Annotated in this window: 28 protein-coding genes; 8 read left to right on the plus strand and 20 right to left on the minus strand. The window is 60.7% G+C overall.

Going from position 1 to position 24,234, the window contains the following annotated elements:
* Positions 1-104: 104 nt before the first annotated feature.
* The 8 genes from PVZ72_RS04180 (at position 105) to PVZ72_RS04215 (ending at position 8,518) form a co-directional block, all read left to right on the plus strand.
* The gene (locus PVZ72_RS04180; protein ID WP_145248228.1) at positions 105-1,511 is read left to right on the plus strand and encodes an ISNCY family transposase; all 1,407 of its coding nucleotides are present in this window, start codon (positions 105-107) and stop codon (positions 1,509-1,511) included.
* Positions 1,512-1,827: 316 nt separating this feature from the next.
* Positions 1,828-2,022 carry a co-regulatory protein PtrA N-terminal domain-containing protein gene (locus tag PVZ72_RS04185; protein WP_007162445.1) on the plus strand — a complete coding sequence of 65 codons (195 nt, stop codon included), beginning with the start codon at positions 1,828-1,830 and terminating at the stop codon, positions 2,020-2,022.
* Between the two features lie 127 nt (positions 2,023-2,149).
* The gene (locus PVZ72_RS04190) at positions 2,150-3,994 is read left to right on the plus strand and encodes a copper resistance system multicopper oxidase (protein WP_145248226.1); all 1,845 of its coding nucleotides are present in this window, start codon (positions 2,150-2,152) and stop codon (positions 3,992-3,994) included.
* Between the two features lie 5 nt (positions 3,995-3,999).
* Positions 4,000-5,034: a copper resistance protein B gene (locus PVZ72_RS04195; RefSeq protein WP_443218231.1), complete on the plus strand. Its 1,035-nt coding sequence runs from the start codon at positions 4,000-4,002 to the stop codon at positions 5,032-5,034.
* A 53-nt stretch (positions 5,035-5,087) separates the two neighbouring features.
* Positions 5,088-5,465 carry a copper resistance system chaperone CopC gene (gene copC, locus PVZ72_RS04200; protein ID WP_044340848.1) on the plus strand — a complete coding sequence of 126 codons (378 nt, stop codon included), beginning with the start codon at positions 5,088-5,090 and terminating at the stop codon, positions 5,463-5,465.
* Between the two features lie 2 nt (positions 5,466-5,467).
* Positions 5,468-6,400: a copper homeostasis membrane protein CopD gene (gene copD / locus PVZ72_RS04205; protein ID WP_044340847.1), complete on the plus strand. Its 933-nt coding sequence runs from the start codon at positions 5,468-5,470 to the stop codon at positions 6,398-6,400.
* A gap of 55 nt (positions 6,401-6,455) precedes the next feature.
* Entirely contained in the window at positions 6,456-7,142 is a 687-nt protein-coding gene (locus PVZ72_RS04210) for a heavy metal response regulator transcription factor (RefSeq protein WP_044340846.1), read from the plus strand.
* Positions 7,139-8,518: a heavy metal sensor histidine kinase gene (locus tag PVZ72_RS04215; protein ID WP_044340845.1), complete on the plus strand. Its 1,380-nt coding sequence runs from the start codon at positions 7,139-7,141 to the stop codon at positions 8,516-8,518. The genes PVZ72_RS04210 and PVZ72_RS04215 overlap by 4 nt, the downstream gene beginning before the upstream one ends.
* A gap of 151 nt (positions 8,519-8,669) precedes the next feature.
* Here PVZ72_RS04215 and PVZ72_RS04220 read toward each other — a convergent pair whose 3' ends face one another.
* From PVZ72_RS04220 to pilM, 20 genes are all read right to left on the minus strand, one after another.
* Entirely contained in the window at positions 8,670-8,858 is a 189-nt protein-coding gene (locus tag PVZ72_RS04220) for a hypothetical protein (protein WP_044340844.1), read from the minus strand.
* 74 nt (positions 8,859-8,932) lie between these two features.
* Positions 8,933-9,154, minus strand: coding sequence for a hypothetical protein (locus tag PVZ72_RS04225; protein ID WP_044340843.1), 222 nt, complete (start codon positions 9,152-9,154; stop codon positions 8,933-8,935).
* A 95-nt stretch (positions 9,155-9,249) separates the two neighbouring features.
* Positions 9,250-11,493 carry a DEAD/DEAH box helicase gene (locus PVZ72_RS04230; RefSeq protein WP_044340842.1) on the minus strand — a complete coding sequence of 748 codons (2,244 nt, stop codon included), beginning with the start codon at positions 11,491-11,493 and terminating at the stop codon, positions 9,250-9,252.
* A 104-nt stretch (positions 11,494-11,597) separates the two neighbouring features.
* Positions 11,598-13,049 (minus strand): DUF6094 domain-containing protein, encoded by a 1,452-nt coding sequence (locus tag PVZ72_RS04235; RefSeq protein WP_273861280.1) that lies wholly within the window; start codon positions 13,047-13,049, stop codon positions 11,598-11,600.
* A gap of 72 nt (positions 13,050-13,121) precedes the next feature.
* Positions 13,122-13,700 carry a hypothetical protein gene (locus tag PVZ72_RS04240; protein ID WP_273861281.1) on the minus strand — a complete coding sequence of 193 codons (579 nt, stop codon included), beginning with the start codon at positions 13,698-13,700 and terminating at the stop codon, positions 13,122-13,124.
* Positions 13,701-13,765: 65 nt separating this feature from the next.
* The gene (locus tag PVZ72_RS04245; RefSeq protein ID WP_273861282.1) at positions 13,766-14,131 is read right to left on the minus strand and encodes a hypothetical protein; all 366 of its coding nucleotides are present in this window, start codon (positions 14,129-14,131) and stop codon (positions 13,766-13,768) included.
* Between the two features lie 77 nt (positions 14,132-14,208).
* Positions 14,209-14,841: a DUF3275 family protein gene (locus PVZ72_RS04250; RefSeq protein WP_273861283.1), complete on the minus strand. Its 633-nt coding sequence runs from the start codon at positions 14,839-14,841 to the stop codon at positions 14,209-14,211.
* Between the two features lie 285 nt (positions 14,842-15,126).
* Positions 15,127-15,831: a DUF5983 family protein gene (locus PVZ72_RS04255; protein WP_273861284.1), complete on the minus strand. Its 705-nt coding sequence runs from the start codon at positions 15,829-15,831 to the stop codon at positions 15,127-15,129.
* A 279-nt stretch (positions 15,832-16,110) separates the two neighbouring features.
* A complete protein-coding gene (locus PVZ72_RS04260; protein ID WP_058772466.1) occupies positions 16,111-16,470 on the minus strand; it encodes a hypothetical protein in 360 nt (119 codons plus the stop codon).
* Between the two features lie 67 nt (positions 16,471-16,537).
* Positions 16,538-16,969, minus strand: a complete 432-nt coding sequence (locus PVZ72_RS04265; protein ID WP_145248214.1) for a hypothetical protein — start codon at positions 16,967-16,969, stop codon at positions 16,538-16,540.
* A 67-nt stretch (positions 16,970-17,036) separates the two neighbouring features.
* Positions 17,037-17,594, minus strand: coding sequence for a hypothetical protein (locus PVZ72_RS04270; RefSeq protein WP_145248212.1), 558 nt, complete (start codon positions 17,592-17,594; stop codon positions 17,037-17,039).
* A 71-nt stretch (positions 17,595-17,665) separates the two neighbouring features.
* Complete coding sequence (locus tag PVZ72_RS04275) at positions 17,666-17,914, minus strand: hypothetical protein (protein WP_145248210.1); 249 nt, start codon at positions 17,912-17,914, stop codon at positions 17,666-17,668.
* Between the two features lie 51 nt (positions 17,915-17,965).
* Positions 17,966-18,133: a hypothetical protein gene (locus PVZ72_RS04280; protein WP_186304683.1), complete on the minus strand. Its 168-nt coding sequence runs from the start codon at positions 18,131-18,133 to the stop codon at positions 17,966-17,968.
* A gap of 141 nt (positions 18,134-18,274) precedes the next feature.
* Positions 18,275-18,739: an STY4534 family ICE replication protein gene (locus PVZ72_RS04285; protein WP_145248208.1), complete on the minus strand. Its 465-nt coding sequence runs from the start codon at positions 18,737-18,739 to the stop codon at positions 18,275-18,277.
* A gap of 103 nt (positions 18,740-18,842) precedes the next feature.
* Entirely contained in the window at positions 18,843-19,061 is a 219-nt protein-coding gene (locus PVZ72_RS04290) for a hypothetical protein (RefSeq protein ID WP_027597849.1), read from the minus strand.
* 303 nt (positions 19,062-19,364) lie between these two features.
* The gene (locus tag PVZ72_RS04295) at positions 19,365-19,490 is read right to left on the minus strand and encodes a hypothetical protein (RefSeq protein WP_007160880.1); all 126 of its coding nucleotides are present in this window, start codon (positions 19,488-19,490) and stop codon (positions 19,365-19,367) included.
* A gap of 256 nt (positions 19,491-19,746) precedes the next feature.
* Positions 19,747-20,166, minus strand: a complete 420-nt coding sequence (locus PVZ72_RS04300; RefSeq protein WP_186304682.1) for a hypothetical protein — start codon at positions 20,164-20,166, stop codon at positions 19,747-19,749.
* A 279-nt stretch (positions 20,167-20,445) separates the two neighbouring features.
* On the minus strand, positions 20,446-20,925 hold the full coding sequence (locus PVZ72_RS04305; RefSeq protein WP_186304681.1) for a hypothetical protein: 480 nt from the start codon (positions 20,923-20,925) through the stop codon (positions 20,446-20,448).
* A 732-nt stretch (positions 20,926-21,657) separates the two neighbouring features.
* Positions 21,658-23,682: a DNA topoisomerase III gene (locus PVZ72_RS04310; protein ID WP_273861285.1), complete on the minus strand. Its 2,025-nt coding sequence runs from the start codon at positions 23,680-23,682 to the stop codon at positions 21,658-21,660.
* 109 nt (positions 23,683-23,791) lie between these two features.
* A complete protein-coding gene (gene pilM / locus PVZ72_RS04315; protein WP_273861286.1) occupies positions 23,792-24,229 on the minus strand; it encodes a type IV pilus biogenesis protein PilM in 438 nt (145 codons plus the stop codon).
* Positions 24,230-24,234: the final 5 nt, after the last annotated feature.

Consider the following 24,234-nt stretch of genomic DNA (forward strand, 5'->3'; position numbering starts at 1 on the left):
CTGTTACGGCCAAATAGTAATGTCGCGATCCAGCCAGATAGAAATGTCCCGATCACGTATGGCAGCTAGCCTAGCGGCTTTGCAGCCGATGCGGAGCGATCAGGATGTCAGCCTACGAGCGGATCACGATGAGCCTACGCGAAGTCGATCGCCTCAAGGTCATCCAGGCGGTGACCGAGGGTTTCCTTACGCCCACACGCGCCGCCCAGCGCCTGCAGCTGAGTACCCGGCAGGTTCACCGCCTAGTGCAGCGTTACCGGGACGCCGGCGTTTCGGGCCTGACCTCACGTAAGCGCGGCCAGCCCAGCAATCATCAGCTGCGGCCTGGCCTTGAGCAGCGTGCCGCCGCTCTAATCCGGCAGCACTACCAGGATTTCGGTCCCACGCTTGCGGCCGAAAATCTCGTTGAATGTCACGGCTTACGCCTGGCCAAGGAAACCGTCCGGCGCATCATGATGGATGCCGGGTTATGGACGCCGCGTCGGCAGCGACCGCCCAAGGTGTACCAGCCACGCAATCGCCGGGCCTGCCTGGGCGAGCTGATCCAGATCGATGGCAGCGATCATCGATGGTTCGAGGACCGAGCACCGGCATGCACCCTTCTGGTCTACATCGACGACGCCACCAGTCGCCTGATGCACCTAGCCTTCACCCGCAGCGAATCGACCTTCAGCTACTTCCAGGCTACCCGGGCCTACTTGGAGCACCACGGTAAGCCCTTGGCGCTCTACAGCGACAAGGCCAGTGTGTTTCGAGTCAACAGCAAAGATGCTCAGGGTGGCGATGGCCACACGCAGTTCGCCAGGGCCATGTTCGAGCTGAACATCGATACCTTCTGCGCCAACTCCAGCCAGGCCAAGGGCCGCGTGGAGCGAGCCCATCTCACCTTGCAGGATCGCCTGGTCAAAGAATTGCGACTACGAAACATCAGCACCGTCGACGCCGCTAACGCTTATCTGCCGCTTTTCATGGCCGATTACAATCGCCGCTTCGGTAAAATTGCCCGCTCGGATTTCGATGCGCACCGGCCAGTACGCGACGACGAGGACCTGTCTCTAACCTTCACATGGCGGGAACCGCGGCGGGTATCGAAAAGCCTCACGCTGCAGTACGACAGACGTCTCTATGTCCTGCACGACACGCTGCAAGCACGAGCTTTAGCAGGCCGATACGCAGAGATCTATCACTACCCTGACGGCCGGATTGAGGTCCGTTCAGCAGGGATTCTCTTTTCCTACGAGACGTTGGATCAGTTGCCTGAGGTCAGCCAAGGCACCATCGTGGAAAACAAGCGGCTGGGCCACGTCTTGCAGGTCGCGCAGCGGATGCAAGAGCAGCGCGATAGCCGTCGGTCCCAAGCGGTACCTGGCAATCCAAAGCCAACCAAAGCGCAGCGCCAAGAGCCGCCGAAGAAGAAGGCGAAAGATTTCATGCCGGAGGATATCGTGGCTGCCCTCGATAAAAGCCGGCCTCCGAAGCGTAGCCGTCATGCGTCAGTCAATCAGCGCTGAAGGGCTCAGTGCGCTTGTAGCGGCCGGGGCCGCATACGACGTGCGCGCAATTCCAGGTCCCGACGGCCATGGGTGGCAATTGCAGGTGCGTTACAGCAAAGAGAGCCGACATTTTCCTCTCCGCTCTAGACGCGAAGTAGTAAGGGTATTTCAGTCACTCGATACGCTCAACGGGTATGCACAGGGCATTGAAATACGAGGGTTCTGGGTCGAAAGCTGACTACTTTGTAATCCTCGGCTCAGTCTACTGAAAGCTTTCCAGCGCTACCTTGTGGTCCGCGGCATGTGCCGCTGTGTTTGCCTGAGGTGCTTCGTCATGAACCTTTCTAAAGCTGTGTTCCTCGCTCTTGCTTTCACCCTTTCCTCGTCTGCTTTTGCTGAAGGGGGCGCCGATCGCGTCTTCACTCGCATGATGGACGCCCAACAAGCAGCGCAAAGCGAAAAAGCCGAGCCGAGGCTAGCCGGGATGTCTGAAGAAAAAAAGGATGAGGGCGGCAAGGTTTGCTGCTAGTGGAGCGGCCACCTAATGCTTACAGAAATGTAATCGCGCCCTACAAAGCGCTATGACATCTTTCCGCCTAATCTTCTAACTCCTGTGCACGGCGCCACTGCCGTCCTCCCTACCAGGGCCTGCTCGTATGGAATCAAGAACCTCTCGACGTACCTTCGTCAAAGGCCTCGCGGCTGCTGGCATGCTGGGGGGACTGGGCTTGTGGCGTTCTCCCAGTTGGGCAGCAGCTGGCTCAACGGCGCTCAGCACTCTGACGGGCACGGAGTTCGACCTGTCGATTGGCGAGATGCCAGTGAACATTACCGGCAAGCGTCGCACAGCGATGGTGATCAACGGCGGATTGCCAGGGCCCCTTTTGCGATGGAAGGAGGGCGACACGGTGACGCTTCGCGTGCGCAACAAGCTTGATGCGGCCACCTCGATTCACTGGCACGGCATCATCCTTCCGCCAAACATGGACGGGGTGCCGGGCCTGAGTTTCGCAGGCATTGAGCCGGGCGGGATGTACGTTTATCAATTCAAGCTCCAACAGAACGGGACCTACTGGTATCACAGCCACTCAGGCTTCCAGGAACAGGTAGGGGTCTACGGCCCCCTTGTCATCGAGGCGAAGGAGCCCGAGCCTTTCAAATACGATCGTGAGCATGTGGTGATGCTGACGGACTGGACGGATGAAGATCCGGCTTCGCTGATGCGCACGCTGAAAAAACAGTCCGACTACTACAACTTCCACAAGCGCACCGTTGGTGATTTCGTCAATGACGTGGCTGACAAGGGCTGGGCCGCGACGCTGGCGGATCGAAAGATGTGGGCTGAGATGAAGATGAACCCCACGGATCTTGCGGACGTGAGCGGTGCAACCTACACCTATCTGCTCAATGGCCAGGCTCCAAACATGAATTGGACTGGCCTGTTCCGTCCTGGCGAGAAGCTACGCCTTCGATTCATCAATGGCTCCGCCATGACGTACTTCGACATCCGTATCCCAGGCCTGAAAATGACCGTAGTAGCGTCTGATGGTCTTTACGTGAACCCGGTTGAGGTCGACGAGCTTCGTATCGCCGTGGCCGAAACCTACGATGTCATCGTCGAGCCCACAGGGGAGGCTTACACGGTGTTCGCCCAGTCAATGGATCGTACCGGCTATGCCCGCGGCACCCTTGCCGTGCGAGATGGCTTGGTGGCTCCAGTCCCTCCGCTTGATCCTCGGCCCTTGGTCACGATGGACGACATGGGTATGGGCGGTATGGACCATGGCGGCATGGACCACGGCAGCATGAAGGGTACGAATTCTGTGGCCGGTGATGATATGCAGACCATGAGCAGCATGGGAGGCAGCCCTATGCCAGCCATGGACCACAGCAAGATGTCCTCTATGCAGGGCATGGATCACAGCGCTATGGCGGGGATGGACCACGGTTCGATGTCTGGGATGAGCGGCATGACGATGCAAAGTCATCCCACGAGTGAGAAGAACAACCCGCTGGTCGACATGCAGGCGATGACGCCTACCGCCAAATTGAATGATCCCGGCCTCGGCCTGCGTAACAACGGACGCAAGGTACTCACCTACGCCGACCTCAAAAGCACTTTCGAAGACCCTGATGGCCGCGAGCCAAGCCGTACCATCGAGCTACATCTGACAGGACACATGGAGAAGTTTGCCTGGTCCTTCGATGGGATCAAGTTCTCCGAAGCTCACCCTCTGGTTCTCAAATACGGGGAGCGTGTGAGGATCGTGCTGGTGAACGACACGATGATGACGCACCCAATTCACCTGCACGGCATGTGGAGCGACCTGGAGGACGAGGAAGGCAACTTCCTGGTTCGCAAGCACACCATCGACATGCCACCCGGATCCAAGCGCAGCTATCGCGTCACCGCCGACGCCCTGGGGCGATGGGCCTACCACTGCCATCTGCTGTACCACATGGAGATGGGTATGTTCCGCGAAGTCCGGGTAGAGGAGTGAAGCCAGTGACCGTGTTGAATCGACTCCACGTTTGTTCGCTGCTTGCAGTTACCAGCTTCACCATCGCACCGGTTTATGCCTTTGCTGCTGAAGCGGGCAGTTCTGACATGGACCACAGCCAAATGCAGGGGATGGATCACTCCAAGATGCAGGGCATGGACCACAGCCANATGCAGGGGATGGATCACTCCAAGATGCAGGGCATGGACCACAGCCAGATGCAGGGGATGGATCACTCCAAGATGCAGGGCATGGACCACAGCCAGATGCAGGGTATGGACTCTGGAATGACCACCATGGCGCCCAGCAAGCCAGCAGCCCCCACGCAAAGCCGCACACCTATTCCGCCCATTACGGATGCCAACCGGGCGGCCGTCTATCAAAGTGGTAAAGGTCATACGGTCCATGACGATGCCCTCAACTACTTCCTGTTGTTCGATCAGCTTGAGTGGCAGAACGCTGATAACGGCAGTGTGCTGAATTGGGACGTCAATGGTTGGGTAGGGGGGGATATTGACCGGCTGTGGATTCGCTCCGAGGGGGAGCGCTCCAACGGCAAAACCGAATCCGCCGAGCTACAAGCGTTGTGGGGCCACTCCATCGGCCCGTGGTGGGACGTGGTTGGTGGCGTACGGCAGGACTTCAAACCAGGACCGTCACAGACGTGGGCCGCGTTTGGCCTCCAAGGCCTGGCCTTATACAACTTCGAGGCCGAAGCGACTGCTTTCCTCGGAGAGGGTGGCCAAACGGCGTTGAGGCTGGAGGGCGACTACGACATCCTGCTGACCAATCGCCTGATCTTGCAGCCCACCGCCGAAGCCAATTTTTACGGGCAGAACGACCCAAAACGCGGAATCGGCTCTGGCTTGTCCGAGACGGAAGTCGGAGTGCGTTTGCGGTACGAAATCTACCGAGAGTTCGCCCCGTACATTGGTGTCAGCTGGAACCGCTCCTATGGCAACACTGCCGATTTTGCCCGGGAGGAAGGGGAAGACCGCAGCGAAGCCCGACTGGTCCTGGGTGTACGTATGTGGTTCTAACCAGACACCAAATCTCATTCCCCACGAACGCCCCTTGGGCTGTAGGAGTTCGCATGTTCAATCGTGCACCTTTCATAACGCTCTTAGCCGCTGGAATGCTGTTTAGCGTCCTGGCTCAAGCCCATCCCAAGCTGGTGTCTTCGACGCCTGCCGAAGGAGCTGAAGGCGCCGCCCCGGCAAAGATCGAGCTGCACTTTTCTGAAAACCTGGTCACTCAGTTTTCCGGCGCGAAACTGGTCATGACGGCGATGCCTGGTATGGAGCATCCGCCGATGGCGGTCAAGGCGGCTGTTTCGGGTGGCAGTGATCCGAAGACCATGGTCATCGCACCTGCCTCGCCGTTGACGGCCGGCACCTACAAGGTCGATTGGCGGGCAGTGTCATCAGATACCCACCCCATCACCGGTAGCGTGACATTCAAGGTCAAGTAAGTATGGAAGATCCGTTCAGCATCGGACTTCGCTTCGCGTTGTATGCCGATTTGATGATGCTGTTCGGGCTGGCGCTCTTCGGCCTTTATAGTTTGCGTGGCCCTGAGCGCCGCTCGGGCATGGTATTGCCGTTCTTGCCTCTGCTGGCTACAAGCGCGGCGACGGGCCTCTTGCTCTCGGTCGTGTCCATGGTGCAAATGGCCAAGGCTATGAGCGGGGTTGAGGAATGGGGCGAGGCCATACCGCATGTTGAGATGATGATCGCCGAGACGGAGCTTGGCACCGCCTGGCTTATCCGTATGGCCGCCCTCGTGGCCGCTGCTGTGGCCATTGCCTTCAATCCTCGTTGGCCATTGGCGAGCCTGCTCGTGGTTTCGCTGCTGGCAGGCGTGGCGCTGGCCACGCTGGCGTGGACTGGGCACGGCGCTATGGACGAAGGCTTGCGCCGCTTCTGGCACTTCAGCGCAGACATTCTCCACCTATGGGCCAGTGGTGGCTGGTTCGGCGCGCTGGTGGCTTTTGCCCTATTGCTGCGGCCCAGCAAATCGGAAACGCAGGCATCAGTCCAGATCCTCTCGCGCACGCTTACCGGCTTTGAGCGAGCCGGTGCGGTGATCGTGGTGCTGATCGTCTTCACGGGTGTGATGAACTATCTGCTCATCGTCGGACCCCAAATCACGGGTCTGGCACAAAGCACCTATGGCCTGCTGCTGCTGGTCAAACTGGGCCTTTTCGTCGTGATGATCGGGCTGGCTTCGGCCAACCGCTTTCTCTTGAGCCCGGCATTGGAGCAAGCAGTCCACCAAGGCGATTACACGCGTGCGGCACGGTCTATCCGTTACAGCATGGCACTGGAGCTAGGCTCCGCCATTTTGGTGCTAGGACTGATTGCTTGGCTTGGTACGCTGTCTCCCGAGATGGAAGCGGGGAAGTAAGTTTGCCTGGCCCCGTCGTGCCGTCTCGCCAAGATCGTGTCCCCGAGGGTGAAGCATGAAACTGCTGGTAGCCGAAGACGAACCCAAGACAGGAATCTATCTGCAGCAGGGCCTGCGAGAGGCTGGCTTCACGGTAGATCGAGTGGTCACTGGAACGGATGCCATCGATCAGATGCAGACTGAAGCCTATGACCTGCTGATTCTCGACGTGATGATGCCCGGCCTCGATGGTTGGGGGGTGGTAACACGCCTGCGTGCTGCAGGTCAGTCGGTACCGGTGCTGTTTCTGACGGCAAGGGATGGCGTGGATGACCGAGTCAAAGGATTAGAGCTGGGCGCCGATGACTACCTGATCAAGCCCTTTGCCTTTTCAGAGCTGCTGGCACGTGTTCGAACTCTATTAAGGCGCGGGAACGCCAGCCCGCCGGTTCAAACGAACCTGCAGATCGGAGATCTACAGGTTGACCTACTCAAGCGCCGCGCCACGCGGGGCGGCAAGCGAATTGACCTTACCGCTAAAGAGTTCGCCTTGCTGGAGTTGTTGATGCGTCGGCGAGGCGAGGTCCTGTCAAAATCTCTTATCGCATCACAAGTATGGGACATGAATTTCGATAGCGATACGAATGTCATCGAGGTGGCGATTCGGCGGTTAAGGGCCAAGATTGACGATGACTTCGAGGCGAAACTTCTCCACACCTGCCGTGGAATGGGCTACAGGCTAGACGTGCAGGACGAAGGATGAAGCCAGGTTCACTTACCTTCCGCCTCAGCCTCATGTTTGTAGCCGCGGTCGTCGCTGTCCTCATCATCGTGGGCATCGCTTTCAACGAGCTGAGCCGCCACCATTTTCGTGCTCTGGATGCCCAGGCTCTGGAAGAAAAGCTGGAAGCGATCACCCAGATCGCTAAAGAGCCCGGCGCAAATTCGGACCAGCTCAAGATTCGCTGGCACACGCTACTGGGAGCACATCCCGATCTCAGCGCGGTATTCCTCCAGGCTGACGGAAGCCTCTTTTTTGCAGAGCCTCCCCAGTCATCGGTGCCGTCCCTGGCTCAGGCGACCGAGCACGATGGCGTGTGGGAGTGGGAAAGTGACGGACACATGTTCAGGGCCTTGAAGGCGCCAGTCTCGTCGTCGGAGGCCACTGCTCCGCTGACCATGTGGTTGGTACTGGACGTCACGACGCATATGCACTTCTTCGCCATGCTGGAGCGCTGGTTCTGGGGCGTTCTGCTAGCCAGCACCGTGCTGAGTGCCGCACTTGGTTGGCTGGTTGCCAAGAATGGGCTGCGGCCGGTGGCCAAGGTGACCCAGACAGCCGCCTCGATGTCCGCAGGCTCCTTGAAGGAGCGTATTCCTCTGGAGCCCGTGCCCGATGAGTTACGCGAGCTCATCACCGCCTTCAATTCCATGCTCGGTCGCCTGGACGACTCGTTCATACGTCTATCGAATTTTTCTGCCGACATCGCACACGAGCTACGAACCCCGATCAGCAACCTGCGGACTCATACCGAGGTGATCCTGGCCCAAAAGCGGGACTCGGACGTGTACGAGGAGAATCTGACCTCCAACCTGGAAGAGCTCAATCGCCTGTCGGGAATCATCGACGGCATGCTGTTCCTGGCCAAGTCCGACAACGGCCTGATCGTACCTGAACCGGTCGAGCTGGATTTGGGTAGGGTCATCGGCAAGCTGTTCGGATACTACGAGCTTCTGGCTGAGGATAAGGGTATCCAGCTCAAGGCATCGGGAAGCGCCTTGATCTTTGCGGATAGCGTGATGATCGACCGTGTCGTGTCGAATCTGCTGTCCAATGCCCTGCGCTATACCCCTTCTGGAGAGACGATTGAGGTCTACATCCAGGACTATGGCAGCCGTGTAGAGCTTCGGATAGAAAACCCCGGCCCCGAAATTCCGCCGGAGCACCTGGCGAAGATCTTCGACCGGTTCTATCGGGTGGATCCTGCACGCCGCGAAGGTGATGGGAACGCAGGGCTTGGGTTAGCGATTGCCCGGTCACTGATGCAAGCGCATGGTGGCACGATTTCATGTACCTCCCAAGGAGGTCGAACGGCATTCATCCTGACCTTCACGCGCCGGACTAGTCTGCGCACATGACACGCTTATCTAACTCTCAGAAAGGCAGAGCTAGGTACCAACTATTGATGTCACTCAGATAAGAGTTAGGCTCGGCCGTAAGGCCATAATGACATTTTTACTTAGCTGTCAGCGCGACATCTCTTCTTAGCCTTGACACGACCGCCTGCACTCAATAGGACTTCGGCGGATTTTCTTCCCGTATCCAGCCCAGCGAATAGGAAGTGATCGGATAACCAGTCTCATCCTTGCCGTTACTGGTGCCCAACATCACCCAGCCTTCGGCCAAGTAGCTATTCGCAGTATTGATTGAAGTCGTCTCGCGCACCTGTTTCACGTCGCTCATTTTGAAGTCTGGCATTTGTGGTTTTCCTTTGTGATGTGGGTGCCCCTTGTTGGCGGCGCCGAGTTGGGTGGGTGGTGAGGAGGGTTCCATTACTCGCGGCGCAGCCGCGGCGGGTGCTGCTGCTCTAAGGCCTGCACCTCGGCGACATGCTCGCGCCCTACGTCGCAACGGATGTCGAGATAGTGACCGCTGTAGGACGTGGAATCGCACTGCAGGCGGACGGCCCGCTGCTGAATCCACCGGTACCGGTCGGCGGCAAGGCGCAGGTCGGCCAGCTCGGCGGCGCTGATGGTCACCGTGTAGTCGCTCATGTTATCGACCGCTGCCTACTGCATCTGATAGTGGTCACAGTGTCAGCAATCGACAGGGCGCGCGCAATAAAAACCCCTCCGAAGAGGGGCTATTGTCAGCCGCTGACCAGTTGCCTGGCCAACGCCATCTCGACCGAATCACCATCCTGGTTCAACGCATCGAGCCCTGATTCTGGAACGTCTCCCGACGTGCTCTGAGCTACCGCGATCTTCTTGGCCATCAGCTGCAGGCAGGTGATCTGCGAGCTGCCGGCGTAGCCGAAGAACAGCACCCGTACCGCCTGCTTCTGACCGATACGCCACGACCGGCGAGCGGCCTGCTGCAGGGTGTAGACGTTGTAGCCCGTCTGCAGGAAGACGATGGTCGGGAAGTCCAGCAGATCCAGACCGGTCTTCACCAGCTCCGGGTTCGTGACCAGCACTTCGACGCCGCGGTCGACCTGGTCGAGGATCCAATCCTCGCGCCGGGCCGTGTCCACCGAAGCACGCAGTACCGCCACCTTCAGGCCGGCTTGTTCGAGCAACCGCTTGAGCCGACTAGTAGTGTCCCGGGTGCCGCTGTAGACGGTGTAGGCCAGCACCTTGCGGCCCAGCGCCTTCTCCTGACGGCACAGCTCGATCAGCGCCTCGTCCTTGGGGCTGGCCTGGTCTTCGTCGAAGATTGCGTCGACCCTGGCCAAGGTGTCCCGGGTCCGAGGGTGTTTCACCACCTCCGGCCGGAAACAGCAGTCCGGCCAGGCTAGTAGCACATTGAGCACCACCCCGAGAAGGGTTGTGTCTCGCCGTGCCAGGGCCTGGCGGAGCTCCGCGGTCAGTTTGCTGGCCAGCTGCCGATAGGCCGCGTCCTGGTGCGCCTCCATCGGGATGTCGACGAACTCCTCTTGGTACGCCGGCAGCACGTTGCCGCCGATGTCCTTGAGCTTGAGGAACACAGTGAAGGGCAGCACGAAGCGGTGGACGCCTTTGGGGCCGAAGCCTGGGGCTTTCACCGTCCGTACCGAGAGCTTCTTGCCCCGGGCCGTCTTGTGCGACTGGCTGTCGCGCTCGGTGTAGATGTCTTTGAGCACGCCGTGGTCGCGCATGAACGACATGGCCGCGGGGGCCATGCTGCCGCGCGCGTTCGGTCGGTAGCCGTCCTCGATCATGCGCCGGGAGAGGATCCGGAACAGGAGGTAGAACAGGTCGTCGGCGTAGCCGCCCATGAGCGTGCCCGTCAGCAGCAGCGTCTTGCGCGCTTTTGCTGCCAGCACCCCCATGGCCTGGCCTTGGGCCGAGCCGCTGTTCTTGTACTCGTGTCCCTCGTCCACCACCAGCAGGTCGAAGTAGCCGTCCGGAAGGTAGCGCTTGATGAACTCGGTCGGCTGGTAGCCGCCCTCGCCGAAGCCGAACTCCAGGTTGGCCATGGCCCGCTCCATCCGCTTGGCCTGGCGGTCGCTGAAGACGAAGTTGCCCTTGGCGTCCATCAGGTTGATGAACTCGTGGACGTTGTCAGCCAGCATCGTGGCGAGAAACTCTTCGCCGAAGTCCGCTACCAACTTCTCCGCCCGGATCGGGCCGATGGTCGGTATGCGGCACATCGACTTGAGGATCACGCCGCGCCTGTCACCGCCGGCGGTCTTACCCGGGCGCATCAGCGTCCAGAGGGGCGCCTTGCACTTAGGGCACTGCCGGCGCCGCTCCTCGCGCTGAAAGTCCTCCAGGGTGAGGTAGTTGCCTTCCTCATCTTCGAGCACGCGACCACAGTCAGTGCAGCAGGCCAATCGTCTTCCGCCGGCGGCGCGGCGCGTACCGCACGCCAGCCGCCAGTGGAAGCCCATCCGCATCCGCACGCGGCCCAGGATGAAGAACTCCTGACGACCATCGTACGACTCGCCCAGGGCCTGGCGAAGCTTGAGCAGCTTCACCAGGGTGTCCGGCCCGTTGAGTACCCAGACGCGCGCGCCCGGAACGGTTTCGAGGATCTCGCGCCGCCACTTGTAGACCAGGTGGGGCGGCGAGACGACCAGGGTGCGGCGATAGCCCTTGGCGTGAAGTACTGCGGCCACGGCGATGGCCATCATGGTCTTTCCAGTCCCCATCTCGGCGTTGATGATGCCAGCCTGTTCGCCGCGGTCGAGCAGCAGGGCGGCGATCGCCTGGACGACATCGGCTTGCGCCGGGAAGGGTGTGCGTTTGAGACCTGCCATCACGGCCTGGCGCCCGGGGTGAGCGGCGCCGGCATAGACCGGTGGGTTGGAACGGTTGAGGGAGTCGAGCAGACCCTCGCCGAACTCGGCGATGAAGTCGGTCAGGCTGACGGTGGTGAGCAGGGCCGGTTGGCCAGCGTTGAGGTCGGTCATGTGGATCTCCTAGGATGAGAAACGGGCACGACCGACCCCGGACGGGTATCGGCGTACCCAAGGGGTTGAGGTGATGGAACGGTTCCGCCTGCGGGCGGTGTCGGTTAGTAATCCGAGGGCAACAGCAGCGTGGTCACGCTGCGGTCAGCTTCGGTGATGATCCAGAGCCGGGGCTCATCGGACATCGGGGTCTCGTAGTTGGAAAACAGGCGATTGCCCAGGCGCAGGGCTTGGTCATTGCTGTGCTTGTCCTCGTGGTCAAGCTCGCCCCAGTCCGCCTGCAGGTGACGCCGCAGGTAGGTCACGGGGTTGAGCTCGCCGCGCTCCACCAGCTCGCTCACCGCTGCCGTCATGACGATCCGACCAGGGTTGAAGCGTCCAGCCGGTAGCCCGAGCGGTTCAGGTGCTGCAGGTTGTGGTGGCTCGGCCGCTGCCGGCGCCGAGGTGATGGTCAGGACCTGTCCCAGCGTCTGAGATCCCGGTGTCATGTCCCAGGCCCGGATCACGGGCACGAAACGGTCAGTCAGGATCCGCGACTCCAGTACGTTGCCATCCTCATCCTCGGTGAACTCAGTGCGGCTGACCTTCTCCTTGTAGGTGTCGCCCTTGAGAACCAGGACGCGCCCATTGGGAGAGGTCACCACGCCCGAGATCGCCCCGGCCGCGAGAGCCAGGGCCAGGTGCCATTGCGACAGCGCCTTGACCGGTGGTCGTGGTGCTTGGCCAGCCTGGCCAAAGTGCAGCGTGAAGTCGCTCCAGAGTCCGCCCAGTCGACCTGTCTCCAGGGCGAGCTGCTCGGGCTCCAGGGTGACGCGGTAGAAGTGCTCCAGCTCCATGACGGCAGCCGGCACCCCATAGGGTTCACTGAGCCATACCTCTGGTAGCGATTCGGCCAAGGCCTCGCCGCTGCCGATCGCTCGGAAGTGCTCTCGGGTTGCCTTGACGTCAGCGGGTCTCGCCAGGTCCTGCCGGCGGATCCGGATGCCGAAGATCACCACCTGCTTGAAGGTCGGATCCGCGGCCGCATGGATCTGCAGGCTGGTGAAGTGGTTGCAGAGCCATCCACACAGTTCATCGTCCAGGACGTAGTGCGGCACGATCAGCACCAGGGTGCCGCCGTACTGCAGCAGCGGTAGCGAGCGCTGATAGAACAGCTTCTCCAGTCGCCGGCGGCCGCTGCCCTGATACTGGGTGGCGCCGCTGTGGTCGGCGACCAGGTCGCCATAGGGTGGATTGAGCCAGAGCAGTCCAAAGGCCTGCCGCGTGACGATGGTGTCCATCAGGTCGCCCTGCAGGACGCGATCGAGCAGGCTACGGGCGTGCTCGGCACGCTCCCGGTCGTACTCCACCGCGCAGGCCTGGACGCGCTCACGCCCGAGGATATGAGCGGCTTCTGCCAGAGCCACACCTTCGCCGGCGCACGGATCGAGGATCCGCATGGTGCCGGTGGAGGCAGGGCTCAGGCCCTGCAGAGTACGTTCGAGGGTGACCTCATCGGTGGGGTAATAGCCGTTCTTGGCGAAGTTGCGCGCCAGGCGCGGAAACATCAGGGCCATGGGTAGAGCTCCTGTTGGGCAAAGTTAAGGAACGTTAAAAACGTTAATGAGTAAGGGCCGCTAGCGGCCCGATCAGGAGGTGGTGAGCTGACCAGCACGGATGCGCCGGGCAAGGTGGTACTGCAGCTCGTCGAGCTTGAGTCGGAGTCGCCAGCCGGCCAGGTCGCCCAGGGCGCCAGGTAGGCGCTCGAGCATCTGCTCCTGCAGGAGCAGCTCCATGACCGTTCCCTGCCAGTGCGGCAGGAGCGGGAGTGGGCAGGTGTCGACCACCAACGGCCAGAGGCTGGCCTGGGGGTCGATGTTGTCGCGTACCAGGGCGTAGGCCAGGTGATTGGCGCGATCCGGTAACGCGCAGCGCCCGTCGAACAGCCAGACGTGAAGCAGGCTGCCAAACAGGGTGCCGCGTAGCTGGCGGGTCGTGCGTTTCTCTAGCCGCTCGGCGTCCGGAAAGACCGGCAGGCTGCGGCCGCTCTGGACCAGGTGGAATTGCTCAAGGCCGCCTTCGCTGCGTCCCAGGGTGAGCCTGGCCAGGAATTCCTGGACGGCGGTGTCACGGCCCCAGGCCGACAGAAAGATCAGCCGCCGTTCTTCATCGCAGACGCAGGCGTCCACCAGCAGATCGGGGCACTCATCAATAGGGTAGAGGGGCATCGTCAGCTCCTGAAGGAGGCAACGCGCCCAGGGGCGGTTGCCCCGAGGTGGGTGAGAGAAGGCGCTCAGCGCGCCGCGTGGTATCGCCGGACGCCTTCGCGCCATTCGGGGTTGATGCCGTGGGTGGCCCTGGGCAAGAAGTGCAGCGGGCAACTCCAGTAGAAGGGGCCCGAGCTTTCATCCAGTGACTTGTGGCCCCAGCGGCCTCCGTGAACATCCAGCAGGTTGCAACCGATCAAGGTGCAGGTTTCGCCGGCAGCCACGCCAGGAAAGACGCCATCGCGCTTGGGTACCAGCTTCACGATCTGCCACAGCACGTTGTCGACCAGGTGATGATCGATGACTGTACGGGTGCAATTGTCGGTTTCGCCGTCGGCGGTGAGTTCGGCGATCAGCGCATCGCGCGTAGGGTGCGAATAAAGCCAGCCCATAGGGAAGGTCCTTGTGGTGATGGCCAGGCCTTCCCGCTGGGAGAGGTCCCAGCCGGGTGTGGTTGTGAGGGGTGAGGTCAGGCCGCGCGATTCCAGGCCTGCGACTTGAAGTCCATGGTGTAGCCCAACTGGCCCAGCCGCTGGCATTGCTGCCGGAGGCGTTGCCGGTCGACCGTGGAGTCGAGCCGCACGGTCTCGCCAAGTGGCCAGACCGTACCGAAGAGCTCCTGGTCAGCTTCATCGACATCGGGCTCAGGTGTCAGCTGAGTAGAGGCAGGTGATGCCGGCATCCCGAAGGGTACGTTGTCGTCTGCAGGCGCTACCGGAGCGCTGGCAGGCCTGGCGGGACGAGAGGGGCGTGGTCGAGCCTGTGGCGGCGGTGCCGCGACAGGTTGCTCTTCATCGAGCGGGTCCGGCGACTGCGCATCGATCTGCGCATTGTCGTAGGCCGTCAGGGTGTCGAGATCCTCGAGCACCATGCTGTCCAGGCGCGCGCGAATCTCGATGACTAGGCGGCCGCCGGTGCTGTAGGACGATGCACGGATCTCGGTGATGACGAATTCGCCGCGGTACTTGCCCTCGACGTGTTGTTCGAGCACAGCGTCCTTGATGACGAATTCGCCGATAGAGGTAGAGAGCCGGCCGACGTTGAAGGCGCCGTTGCGTCCCTGGATGGTGCGGATGGCCAGATGGCCGGGGATCTTGATCATGGCGGTCCTCGTGAGTAGGGGGCACGCCATGCCCGACAGGGGATGGGTACCCTGTGGGAGAAAACGGTGAGAGGTGCATCCATCGGCGGAGCCGACCGCTTGCGCTACCGAATGCTCGGCAAGCTTGGGGTTGGATCAGCGCAGGACGCCGTGGTCTTGAGATCCTGACCACCTGGGCATGGCTGACAACGTCAGCGGCATGTGGGATGAATTCTGAAAGCGACGCCGTACCTGGTCAATAGCTCAGGCAAAAGAAAGGCGCCCGAAGGCGCCTTGTAGGGGGGGTCAGAACTGAGGCAGGCCTTCGAGCAGGCAGCCATTGGGATCAAGGATCAGGATCCTGACGTCGGCCTGGCCTGCCAGACCAAGCACCCGAATGGTCTCCGGCATGAAGCCTTCTTCATGTTGCTTGGCCTGCAGGGCAGACAGTCCGAACCCTTCCAGTTGGTTCAGATGCTCGTCCGTCCAGGGCGTACCGTGCAGCTTAAAGCCGACGGCATCACTGTCCGGCAGGGTGAAGCACTCGAACATCAGCTGTTGGGTATCGGCGTGCTGCACCAGGTCCTGCAGCTCATCCCACTCGTCATCCGGCAAATGCGCCGAAGTGATCTCGAAAGATCGGCTGTAGAAGCCCGTCTTGAACTGGATGCGCTTAAGCAGGCCTTGGGCCCGTTCCAGCGTTTCCGTGTCGCCGAGGTGAAGCTCCTGGCCGTTCTCTATAGCCCGAACCGCGTAGACCACGGCACGTATCTGCCCGTTGGCCGAGTAGAGGGCGTGCTGGTCTTCCGTGACGTCACCAGGCTCTACAGCCACAGCATGGGTCTCGTTGAAAATGCAGTGGTGCCCTACCACCTGGTGGTCGGCTAGATCCTGCTGCTGTGCAGTGATCTGCCGGTAGCAGGGCTCGAAGTGATCATCGTAAGTCACCAGCAGCTCGCGGCGAACGTACAGGTCTTGGTAGCCGCGAATGAAGGGGTTGGCGGTGGTCATGGGGCTCTCCTCAGGACGAGGAGCCGCCCAGAGGGTCGGCCCCTCTGGGTGGTGTGGTGGTTGATGGAGCTCAGCGGAGCTAGGGTTAGGGCTGCTCCAGATCCTTCGCGAAGAACATCGAGAGATCCTGGTGTTGGCAGGTGTTACAGGTCATCTCGCAGGTGTCGTCCCAATCGGATTCAGCATCCTCGGGCGCATCAATGTCTGGTCGAGGTGGTATCACTTCCCCCTCAGCTGAGACGTTAGTAGAACCGCACTGCGGGCAGGTCCAGCACATGGCTATTCCTCCTCCGGGTAGTGCGGCCAAACGCTTCGCTGGGCCAGCTCGACGGCCTCACCGAAGCCGTTGGCTATGGTCATGTCGGCGATCAACTCGATAGGGCTATTGCCCCATACCAGCAGCATCACACCTTCGTGACCGGCAGTGCTTTCCGATAGGAAGCGCAGCTTGGCCAACTCGGTTTCCGCCGCGTGCTTGGCGATCTCGTCAGCGGACCAGATGGCGTGGATAGGCCCCCAGGCCTCGCCATCCCACAGTTCAGAGGCGCGCCACCCTTGGCGTTGTAGATCGGTCAGGACGGCTACCAGGCCGCTGTGTTCGGTTACCGCCTGGGCGGTGGAGGTGGATGAATTGTTCATTGAAGACTCCTCGGACGAGGAGCTGCCCAGAGGGTCAGCCCCTCTGGGTAGGTGGATAACAGTGAAGCTAGATGTGCAGCAGGTCCTGCAGGTCAACGAGCCCTTGGGTGGCCCGCATCAGCAGGGTCTGAACGCGAATCTCGGGCTCCTCAGCGAAACCGGGGTAAAGCAGCTCGGCAATGTGGTAGTCGCGTCCCTCAAGTACTCCCCGGACATCCACGACCCGTAACGGCGGCGCAGCGTGCTCAGGGTCGGTCAGGAGGCGAATCCGCTCGAAGCGGGTCAGGTAGGACTCGAACTCATCCGTGGACATCAGGATGTAGAGGTGCAGCGGGCGACCGTCATCGTCCAGCTCGCTGCCGAACGAATCAAACGACAGGGAGTAGAACAACCGCGGTTTGAGCCCTTGCGCGCGAAGCGTCGAGAGGCCTGTCTGGGCTTCCCGGAGGCTTGCTGCACTGCTGTGAATGGCGTTGCCGATAATCAGATGGTGAGGCATAGCGAGGATCCTGATATTGGCAGACAGCCGCCCCCTGGGGACGGTGTCCCCGGGTGGGAGGGTGAGATCAGGCGCTTAGCAGTGCACGGACGTGCGGCCGCCAGGCTTTGTGGATCAGCCGGCCCTTGAGTAGGTCAGCGTCGATATCTAGCAGTCGTGAGGTACTGAAGTTGTCCCAGCCGTGTTGGAACGCAGAGCGCGAACGCAATAGCTGGATCTGAGCCAGCACCACCTTCTCTTCCTCGGCCGTACGGCAGGGGTCAATCCAGTCGATGCGGCGGCTCTCACGATCCACCTTGCCCGCCATGACCAGGTGGCCGTGGCGATCGGAAACGGAGATCCGTTTCGGGTAGAAGTCGAGCGCTGCTGCAGGTATTGGATAGCGGTCTTGTCGGACTGCCTCCAGGGCGATGGGCAGGATGTCGTCGAGCAGGCCGCACTGGCCGAGCTGGACATGGCCATTGATGTGGAAGGTGCCGCGACCGGAGTCTTCAAGCAGCTCCATCGACCCATGCAGGAGGATGGTGAACTGCCGTTCGAAGAGGTCTTGGCGAAGAGACGTACCAGGTGCGTACGGGTTGCTGACGAAAGCCTGGCCTTCGAAGTGTTGAATAATCAAATCCATGATGCCTCCAACGTCCTTGGATTCATCATGCCCTTAAGGGATGACGAATCCCTTAAGGGTAGACGAAGCGGTTAGAAGCCAAGCAAGGCAGGAACGAGCGACGACAAACCGTGCTGGCTCCAGGTGCCTTCTGCCAGGGCTTGGTCAGCCTCGGCCTGCTTGCGGAAGTACTCCTTCGACTCGCGACTCAGCGGAAAGCCATCCTCATCGACAGTGCCGATGTAGTAGCCCGCGTTGCTGCGCAGTACCTGAAGGGGAAAGTGTTTGCCTTCGGATTCGAAGGCGAGCCGGCCGAAGCCTGCAGGGGTATCGGTAGCCATGGGGCCTCCAAAAGACAAAGGCGCCCGAGGGCGCCTATAGGGTGTGGTCAGTCAGGCCTGGACGCGGTCAGCGCTGGAGGCGTTCATCTCGAACAGAAACCAGGCGTTGTCGCAGAACAGGTCGCTGCTCAGCAGCTCTTCGGCGACGTCGTCATAGGAGACTTCGGCAACGATGGGCAGGGCGGGCAGCTCGGACTTGATGGTGGCGATGACTTGCATGATGGGCTCCAAAATTCAGCTAATGGAGATCACCATGCCCCGGTCCGGGGATGGTGCCCCCGGATGGGTGTGCGAAGAGAAAGGTGGCAAAGCCTAGGTAGAGCAGGGGCGCCCGGTGGGCGCCTGGAAGAACTGGGTGAATCAAGCGGCCGATTGGTCGCTGTCATCCCCTTGATCCGTACCTTGCTGCTCAGCCGGGGCTGCGTCGCGCGGTTTGGCTTCGTACACGGTTTCACCGTCGACCTTGATCCAGCCGATGTACAGGAGTCGACCTTTCAGGCTAGCGCCTGGGGTGCCCTGTTTCGGTCCGGAGGAGTAGGTGAAAGAGTCAGCCCAGCAATCGCCGATGCGGAAGGACACGAGGACCTTCTTGTTCGCCGTTTCGGCTTCAATGCAGCGGCGAACCAGCTTTTCAGCTTCGGCGCCGACGACATTGCAGTCGATGTAGCGATACTCAACATCGGTTTTGCTGCCACAGAGGGCGGCTACAGTGACGGCCAAGAACGGCTGGCCTTTCTTGGGCTTCACTTCACGGATGCGGTTGAGGTAACCGATACCGGTGGTGTGCATGTCGAAGTATTGGCTTTCGTTGGCTTGGTTGCTCATGGTGTATCTCCAGTTTCAATAGGTGAAAACGGAGAACACCTTGCCCGGGAGGGGAAGAGTATTCCCCGCGTGGGTGGGTGTAGCCAGAAAGGGTGGTGCCAGGTCAGTGCATGAATTTCATCGCGGCCAGCAGGATGCCGACAGCAGTAGAAATCATGACGCCCATGCGGATGGTGAGCTTGAGTTCGAGCTGTGCGAGATCAGCCTTGGTAGCAAGGTGAGTTTGCATATCGGACTCCAGAGCATCGACAACAGCAGTTGCTTTGTCATCAGGGACATCGATGGAGCGCAATGCCTGGTACAACGCAAGACCGCTTTTCATGGAAGGTCTCCAGGTTTTGACGGAGACCGGCCCTGACGGGTAGTCCCGTCGAGGGTGGGTGGAAGGTGCATTCATCAACCGGGGGTGCCGGCCAATCGTTCGCGCTACCGAATGCTTAGCGAACTTGGGTTTGGATCAATGCGCTTGGAGCGCATCGCAGTCGTGAGATCCGAAACTGCCTGGGGCATGTTGCTGACAACGTCAGCGGCATACACCCTCAGAATGTTCAGGGCCGTATCGCTTGTCAATACCCCTGAAATGAAAAAGCCCTCCGAGGAGGGCTTTGGTAGAGCGGCGCATCAATCAGTGGTGGCCTAGCAGTTTCTGAGCCTTCTGCTTGAGGTTGGGCCAGTCAGCCCAGACCGTCAAACCAGTACACAGAGTCAGCAGGCTTCCCAGCATGAGTATCCCGAAGGCGGTCTGGCTCATGTCATTCCTCCTTGGTTAGGTAGATGCCATACAGCCAAATTACTGCACCAGTTACCAGTGCGCAAGCCGTCAACGACTTGTGGTCGCTGAGGAAAAGACCTACGACGGCAGCTGCTACAGCGGTTGTACCGATCTTACGAAGATCCTCCGCGAGGGCAGCTTGACGCTTGGGTTTCATAGTCTTCCTTCTTCAGGGGTGAAGTCAGGAAAACCGCCCTGACGGGAGGTTTCCCGACAGGGGTGGGTAAGGTGTGAATCAGCTGGCCAGCGCGACCTCAGGGTCGACCGGGGCGATCAGCTGGTCCAAGGAGCCCGGACGCAGCACGCGGGGCGCTGGCGACTGGACGGGCTCAGTGACAGAGGCGGCAGCCTTGGGTTTGCGCGGCTTGCGCTCACGCTTGGGCTTTTCAGGCTGGGCTTCCTGGGTGTTTTGCTTGAACCAGGTGTTGAGGTCGATCGCGTTGCGGCGAACGAGCGCCGGCACGTGATCCATCTCCTCAAGCACCGCAGCCGATACGATCGGTTGCGAAAACTCGACTACACGACGTTCAGCCGGTGCTATGGACGGACGCGCAGCACGTGCCTGGGCTTGGGCATTACGCACGGAGCGAATGACTTCACGCAGGGCAGTACCGACGGATTCGCCAAAGCGATAGCTCAGGGTAGGGGTAGTCATGGTGTTTCTCCTGCAGGTGAGTAATGCGGAGAAACACTGACCCCGGGCGGGGGAGTGTGTCCCCGCTGGGTAGGTCGAGCAGATGTGTGAGGTGCCTCCATCAACCGGTAGAACCGGTCAACCGTTCGCGCCTCCGGAAGCTTGGCGAACTATGGGTTCGGATCGACGTGGATGGCCACGTTGCAGTCTTGAGATCCAGAGCTGCCTGGGCATGTTGCTGACGACGTCAGCGGAACATGGGGCAATCATCTGAGGAGGCGGATAGGGCTGTCAAGAGCTTTACTGGTCAACGGAATAGTGGATGGATAGCTGAACCTGTTTTGGTTCTACACCATATCGATAAGCAACTGCTGCTGCTGCATCTTTTAGATTTAGAGCTAGGGGGAGAGAGGCAGGTCTTTCAAAGGTTCTATGGTCGTTGATGGCTTTTTCTAAATACCCTAAATAATGATGGCTAGCGAAAGAATTTTCTTCAAAATTTTGAAGATTATGTCTCAATGATTCTGTTTGTTCAGAATATTTCAATATCTTGGCAGTTTGAGGTTTGGCTCCTGAAGGATTTACCGTCCATTCATCGATCAAGGCAATAAGCTTGATATCGAAGCCTTCCCATAAAATTAAGTATTGGATGCTGGTGCTAAACTGACCATTTCCTTTGAATTTGTCAGGAAGCGTTATCGACCATGTCCTTTTCACTTGTTCCAGGTCGAAATCATTTTTTTGAATCATGATCGCGCAATATTTTTGTTCTTGATTCATAAGCTGCTCACGGAGTGGCTGCACGTTTGCATTCATTGCTCCGTGCCTAGCATGAGTAATTAACAGAAAAGAGAAGAGCGCGCCAGGCGCAGCGCTGGGTCTAGCAGCAAGGCGCCTCGGCGAGGGTGAGGCTAGTGGAGCTCAAGAGAAAGATGCCACCTGTGAGCGTGAGCACCGGCACTGGTGGTCCCTGGGCATTGACCTACCGTCCTGATGATCGTCGCATTCACCCGACCCGTTATCGTGGCTAGGGCCAGTAATCGCAAGGCACGCATCCGCGCACAAAGGGATCCCATTTTTGCGCCGGCGGGCACCGGCAGAGAGGAGGGCTACCCGAGGGGTAGCCTCGTCCACCAGGCGATGCCGAGAGGACCAGGCTACCCTTCGAATGCAGCTGAAGGGGAGGAACAGTGTGGGCCAACACACCAGGTCGGCCCGAAGTACAGTATGCACCGAACCTTCTGTGAGCCCTATGTGCCTGTAAACCCGCTTATCACGAAGTTAGACGGCTGCGTGTCAGCTGCGGAGCAGGGAGACACAGGGAGAGCATCACGCAAAGATCTACACGCCCTACCCGATGCTTAGCGTGCTCTTGGGGGTGGAGCTTCAGGACCAGGTCGAGAAACTCCGGGGTTGCCGCTGATGACCGCCAGCGCGCGAGCGGGGTGGAACGCTTGCATTATGGGGCTGTGACCGTGACAAAGGCAAGAAAGCTCCCGCCGGCCCTGGAGCCTACGCCGAAGCGCTGCTGCGCTTGGCTTTTCCTGGGCCACCCTTGCCTTTCCCTTTGGACGTTTCGATGTTCACCAGGCCCTTGCAGTCGGGGTAGCGCAGGCAGGACCAGAAGTCGCCGCTCTTACCCTTTCGCTGCGCCATCTTGCCCTGGCAGAGCGGGCAAGACGGACCTTCCGGGACCTTGATGTTGAGCGTGGTCTGGCGGTACTGGGCGACCAGCTTGCCGATCCAGGCGCCTTGCTTAGCAATGAAGTCATCCAGCTGCATGGTGCCGGCCTCGATCATGTCCAGGGCCTGCTCCCAGATCGCAGTTGTACCGGGGTCGGCCACTGCCGGCGGCACCGCGGCGATCAGCGAGACGCCAGCGTCAGATGCCCGCAGGGACTTGCCCTTCTTGAGCAGGAACTCGCGATCGATCAGGCCCTGGATGATGCTGCCCCGGGTGGCCTCGGTGCCGATGCCGGTGGTTTCCTTGAGCTTGGCGGCCAGCCGCGGGTCAGTCACCAGCTTGGCCACGGTCTTCATTGCCTTGATGAGATCGCCTTCGGTGTAGGGCTTGGGTGGTTGCGTCTGCTGCGCCTTAAGCTGAGCCTGCTGCACCTGGGCGCGGGAGGCGTTCTGCAGCGGCGGCAGAATCTGCGAGCGGTCCTTCTCCTTGCTGTCCTCATCATCATCCGCTGCAGGCGCGGCCTGGAACAACGTCTTCCAGCCAGGCACGACGATGCGCTTGCCCACCGCCCGCAACGCCACCTGGTTGCAGTCGAAATCGGCCACTGTCCGGTCGAACTCGTGGTGGGGCATGAACTGGGCGAGGTAGTGCGCGCGGATCAGGCTATAGACCGCACGTTCCTTGTCGCTCATGGCCGCCAGGTTGGCGGGCTCCAGGGTCGGGATGATGCCGTGGTGCGCGGTGATCTTGGCGTCGTTCCAGGCACGCGAGCGCTGCGCCGGATCGATGCTGGCCAGCACCGGGGCAATGGACGGATCCGTTCGCCGGATCGCCTCGAGCACGGCCGACACCTCCGTCAGCATGCTGGTGGGCAGGTAGCCACAGTCGGTCCTAGGGTAGGTCGTCGCCTTGTGCGTCTCATACAGCGCCTGGGCGACGTTCAGAGTCTCTTGAGCTCCGAGGCCGAGCTTCTTCGAGCAGATCTCCTGCAGCGTGCCCAGGTCGAAGGGCAGGGGTGCCACCTCCTTCACCCGTTCGGTGTCGACCGACACCGCAATGGCGGTAGATCCCGCGGTGAGACGTGCCTGCGCTGCCTGGGCATGGCGCTGGTCCAGGCAGCGCCCGTCGTCATCGGTGATGTCGCGGGCAGGTCGCCACTGGGCGGTGAAGGTCTGGCCTTTTGCCGCCAGCAGCACGTCCAGGCTCCAGAACGGTACCGGGACGAAGTGGGCGATCTCCCGATCGCGATCGACCACCAGGCGCAGCGTAGGCGTCTGCACCCGTCCTACCGACAGCACCCCGCTGTAGCCGGCCTGGCGGCCGAGGAGGGTGAACAGCCGGGTGAAGTTCATGCCGATCAACCAGTCTGCCCGGGAGCGAGCCAGCGCCGAGTGATACATGGAGAAGGTTTCGGCCCCGGGCTTGAGGCTTGCCAGGGCCTGCCGGATCGAGGCGTCGTTGAGCGCCGAGAGCCACAGTCGCTGGATGGGGCCGCGGTAGCCGCAGTGCTCCAGCAGCTCGCGGGCGATCATCTCGCCCTCGCGATCGGCGTCGGTCGCAATGACCAGTTCGGTCGCTTCCTTGAGCACCGCCTTGACCGCCTTGAACTGGCTGCTGGTCTTGGGCTTGACCTCGACCTTCCAGTTCGCCGGCAGAATCGGCAGCGCTTCCAGAGACCAGGCTTTGAGCTGCGGATCGTAGGCCTCGGGCGGCGCCTGTTCTAGGAGGTGGCCGATCCCCCAGGTGACGACCACCCCCTGACCGCGAATGCAGCCCTCACCGCGCCCGGTGGCGCCGAGCACCCGGGCAATATCCTTGCCCTGACTGGGCTTCTCGCACAAAAACACACGCATGGGCTTCCCCTGTTGATGGCCGAGTGGCCTGCAGAGGAACCGTGCCTGCAGCAGCAGGAGGCGTCAGCGCGGAACCGCATCTGGCTCCAGAAAGGTTGTGCCTGGGTCGCTACTGGTAGGCGAGCGCTGAGCCGTTGGGAATGGCTTGGGGAACAACGACACCCATGTTGCCGCTGATGGGACTCTGCAGCGTGCTGGCTACTACCGTGCCGATAGCTTGAGACTGGGTCAGGTCGACCATCTTGCTGACCAGGCCATTGGGCGGCGTGGGGTAGTAAGTGAAGCTTTGACCAGCGTTCACATAGCCAGAGACGTTCGGCAGCTTGCGGTACCAGGTAGGCAGTGGCAGGACAGAATCGGCGGGCGCGCCGGTGACGATCGGATTGGCATGCGCGTACTCGGCCAGGGCATTGCGATAAGTGAGGAGGTTGTAGGCGATCGCCGAGACGTCGGCGCGTGCCTGGGTCTGCTCGGCGTTGTCCTGCAGGTAGAAGAGCGAGGCGGAGCCGGTGAGTGCTAGGAAGGCCAGCAGCCAGGTGAAGTTCATGCGAG

The organism is Pseudomonas sp. LA5 (assembly GCF_028640825.1).
Lineage (GTDB): Bacteria > Pseudomonadota > Gammaproteobacteria > Pseudomonadales > Pseudomonadaceae > Chryseomonas > Chryseomonas aestiva.

What these genes read in the sequence shown, in the direction of transcription:
- PVZ72_RS04245 (WP_273861282.1), bottom strand. Translation starts at nt 14,131, where the DNA reads ATGGGCTGGCTTTATTCGCACCCTACGCGCGATGCGCTGATCGCCGAA.
- PVZ72_RS04235 (WP_273861280.1), bottom strand. Translation starts at nt 13,049, where the DNA reads ATGGCCCTGATGTTTCCGCGCCTGGCGCGCAACTTCGCCAAGAACGGC.
- PVZ72_RS04310 (WP_273861285.1), bottom strand. Translation starts at nt 23,682, where the DNA reads ATGCGTGTGTTTTTGTGCGAGAAGCCCAGTCAGGGCAAGGATATTGCC.
- PVZ72_RS04190 (WP_145248226.1), top strand. Translation starts at nt 2,150, where the DNA reads ATGGAATCAAGAACCTCTCGACGTACCTTCGTCAAAGGCCTCGCGGCT.
- PVZ72_RS04225 (WP_044340843.1), bottom strand. Translation starts at nt 9,154, where the DNA reads ATGAGCGACTACACGGTGACCATCAGCGCCGCCGAGCTGGCCGACCTG.
- PVZ72_RS04290 (WP_027597849.1), bottom strand. Translation starts at nt 19,061, where the DNA reads ATGAAAAGCGGTCTTGCGTTGTACCAGGCATTGCGCTCCATCGATGTC.
- PVZ72_RS04280 (WP_186304683.1), bottom strand. Translation starts at nt 18,133, where the DNA reads ATGCAAGTCATCGCCACCATCAAGTCCGAGCTGCCCGCCCTGCCCATC.
- copC (WP_044340848.1), top strand. Translation starts at nt 5,088, where the DNA reads ATGTTCAATCGTGCACCTTTCATAACGCTCTTAGCCGCTGGAATGCTG.
- PVZ72_RS04275 (WP_145248210.1), bottom strand. Translation starts at nt 17,914, where the DNA reads ATGGCTACCGATACCCCTGCAGGCTTCGGCCGGCTCGCCTTCGAATCC.
- PVZ72_RS04230 (WP_044340842.1), bottom strand. Translation starts at nt 11,493, where the DNA reads ATGACCGACCTCAACGCTGGCCAACCGGCCCTGCTCACCACCGTCAGC.
- PVZ72_RS04215 (WP_044340845.1), top strand. Translation starts at nt 7,139, where the DNA reads ATGAAGCCAGGTTCACTTACCTTCCGCCTCAGCCTCATGTTTGTAGCC.
- PVZ72_RS04180 (WP_145248228.1), top strand. Translation starts at nt 105, where the DNA reads ATGTCAGCCTACGAGCGGATCACGATGAGCCTACGCGAAGTCGATCGC.
- PVZ72_RS04295 (WP_007160880.1), bottom strand. Translation starts at nt 19,490, where the DNA reads ATGAGCCAGACCGCCTTCGGGATACTCATGCTGGGAAGCCTGCTGACT.
- PVZ72_RS04305 (WP_186304681.1), bottom strand. Translation starts at nt 20,925, where the DNA reads ATGAATCAAGAACAAAAATATTGCGCGATCATGATTCAAAAAAATGAT.
- PVZ72_RS04285 (WP_145248208.1), bottom strand. Translation starts at nt 18,739, where the DNA reads ATGAGCAACCAAGCCAACGAAAGCCAATACTTCGACATGCACACCACC.
- PVZ72_RS04210 (WP_044340846.1), top strand. Translation starts at nt 6,456, where the DNA reads ATGAAACTGCTGGTAGCCGAAGACGAACCCAAGACAGGAATCTATCTG.
- PVZ72_RS04260 (WP_058772466.1), bottom strand. Translation starts at nt 16,470, where the DNA reads ATGAACAATTCATCCACCTCCACCGCCCAGGCGGTAACCGAACACAGC.
- PVZ72_RS04270 (WP_145248212.1), bottom strand. Translation starts at nt 17,594, where the DNA reads ATGGATTTGATTATTCAACACTTCGAAGGCCAGGCTTTCGTCAGCAAC.
- PVZ72_RS04265 (WP_145248214.1), bottom strand. Translation starts at nt 16,969, where the DNA reads ATGCCTCACCATCTGATTATCGGCAACGCCATTCACAGCAGTGCAGCA.
- PVZ72_RS04220 (WP_044340844.1), bottom strand. Translation starts at nt 8,858, where the DNA reads ATGCCAGACTTCAAAATGAGCGACGTGAAACAGGTGCGCGAGACGACT.
- PVZ72_RS04300 (WP_186304682.1), bottom strand. Translation starts at nt 20,166, where the DNA reads ATGACTACCCCTACCCTGAGCTATCGCTTTGGCGAATCCGTCGGTACT.
- pilM (WP_273861286.1), bottom strand. Translation starts at nt 24,229, where the DNA reads ATGAACTTCACCTGGCTGCTGGCCTTCCTAGCACTCACCGGCTCCGCC.
- PVZ72_RS04250 (WP_273861283.1), bottom strand. Translation starts at nt 14,841, where the DNA reads ATGATCAAGATCCCCGGCCATCTGGCCATCCGCACCATCCAGGGACGC.
- copD (WP_044340847.1), top strand. Translation starts at nt 5,468, where the DNA reads ATGGAAGATCCGTTCAGCATCGGACTTCGCTTCGCGTTGTATGCCGAT.
- PVZ72_RS04240 (WP_273861281.1), bottom strand. Translation starts at nt 13,700, where the DNA reads ATGCCCCTCTACCCTATTGATGAGTGCCCCGATCTGCTGGTGGACGCC.
- PVZ72_RS04255 (WP_273861284.1), bottom strand. Translation starts at nt 15,831, where the DNA reads ATGACCACCGCCAACCCCTTCATTCGCGGCTACCAAGACCTGTACGTT.
- PVZ72_RS04185 (WP_007162445.1), top strand. Translation starts at nt 1,828, where the DNA reads ATGAACCTTTCTAAAGCTGTGTTCCTCGCTCTTGCTTTCACCCTTTCC.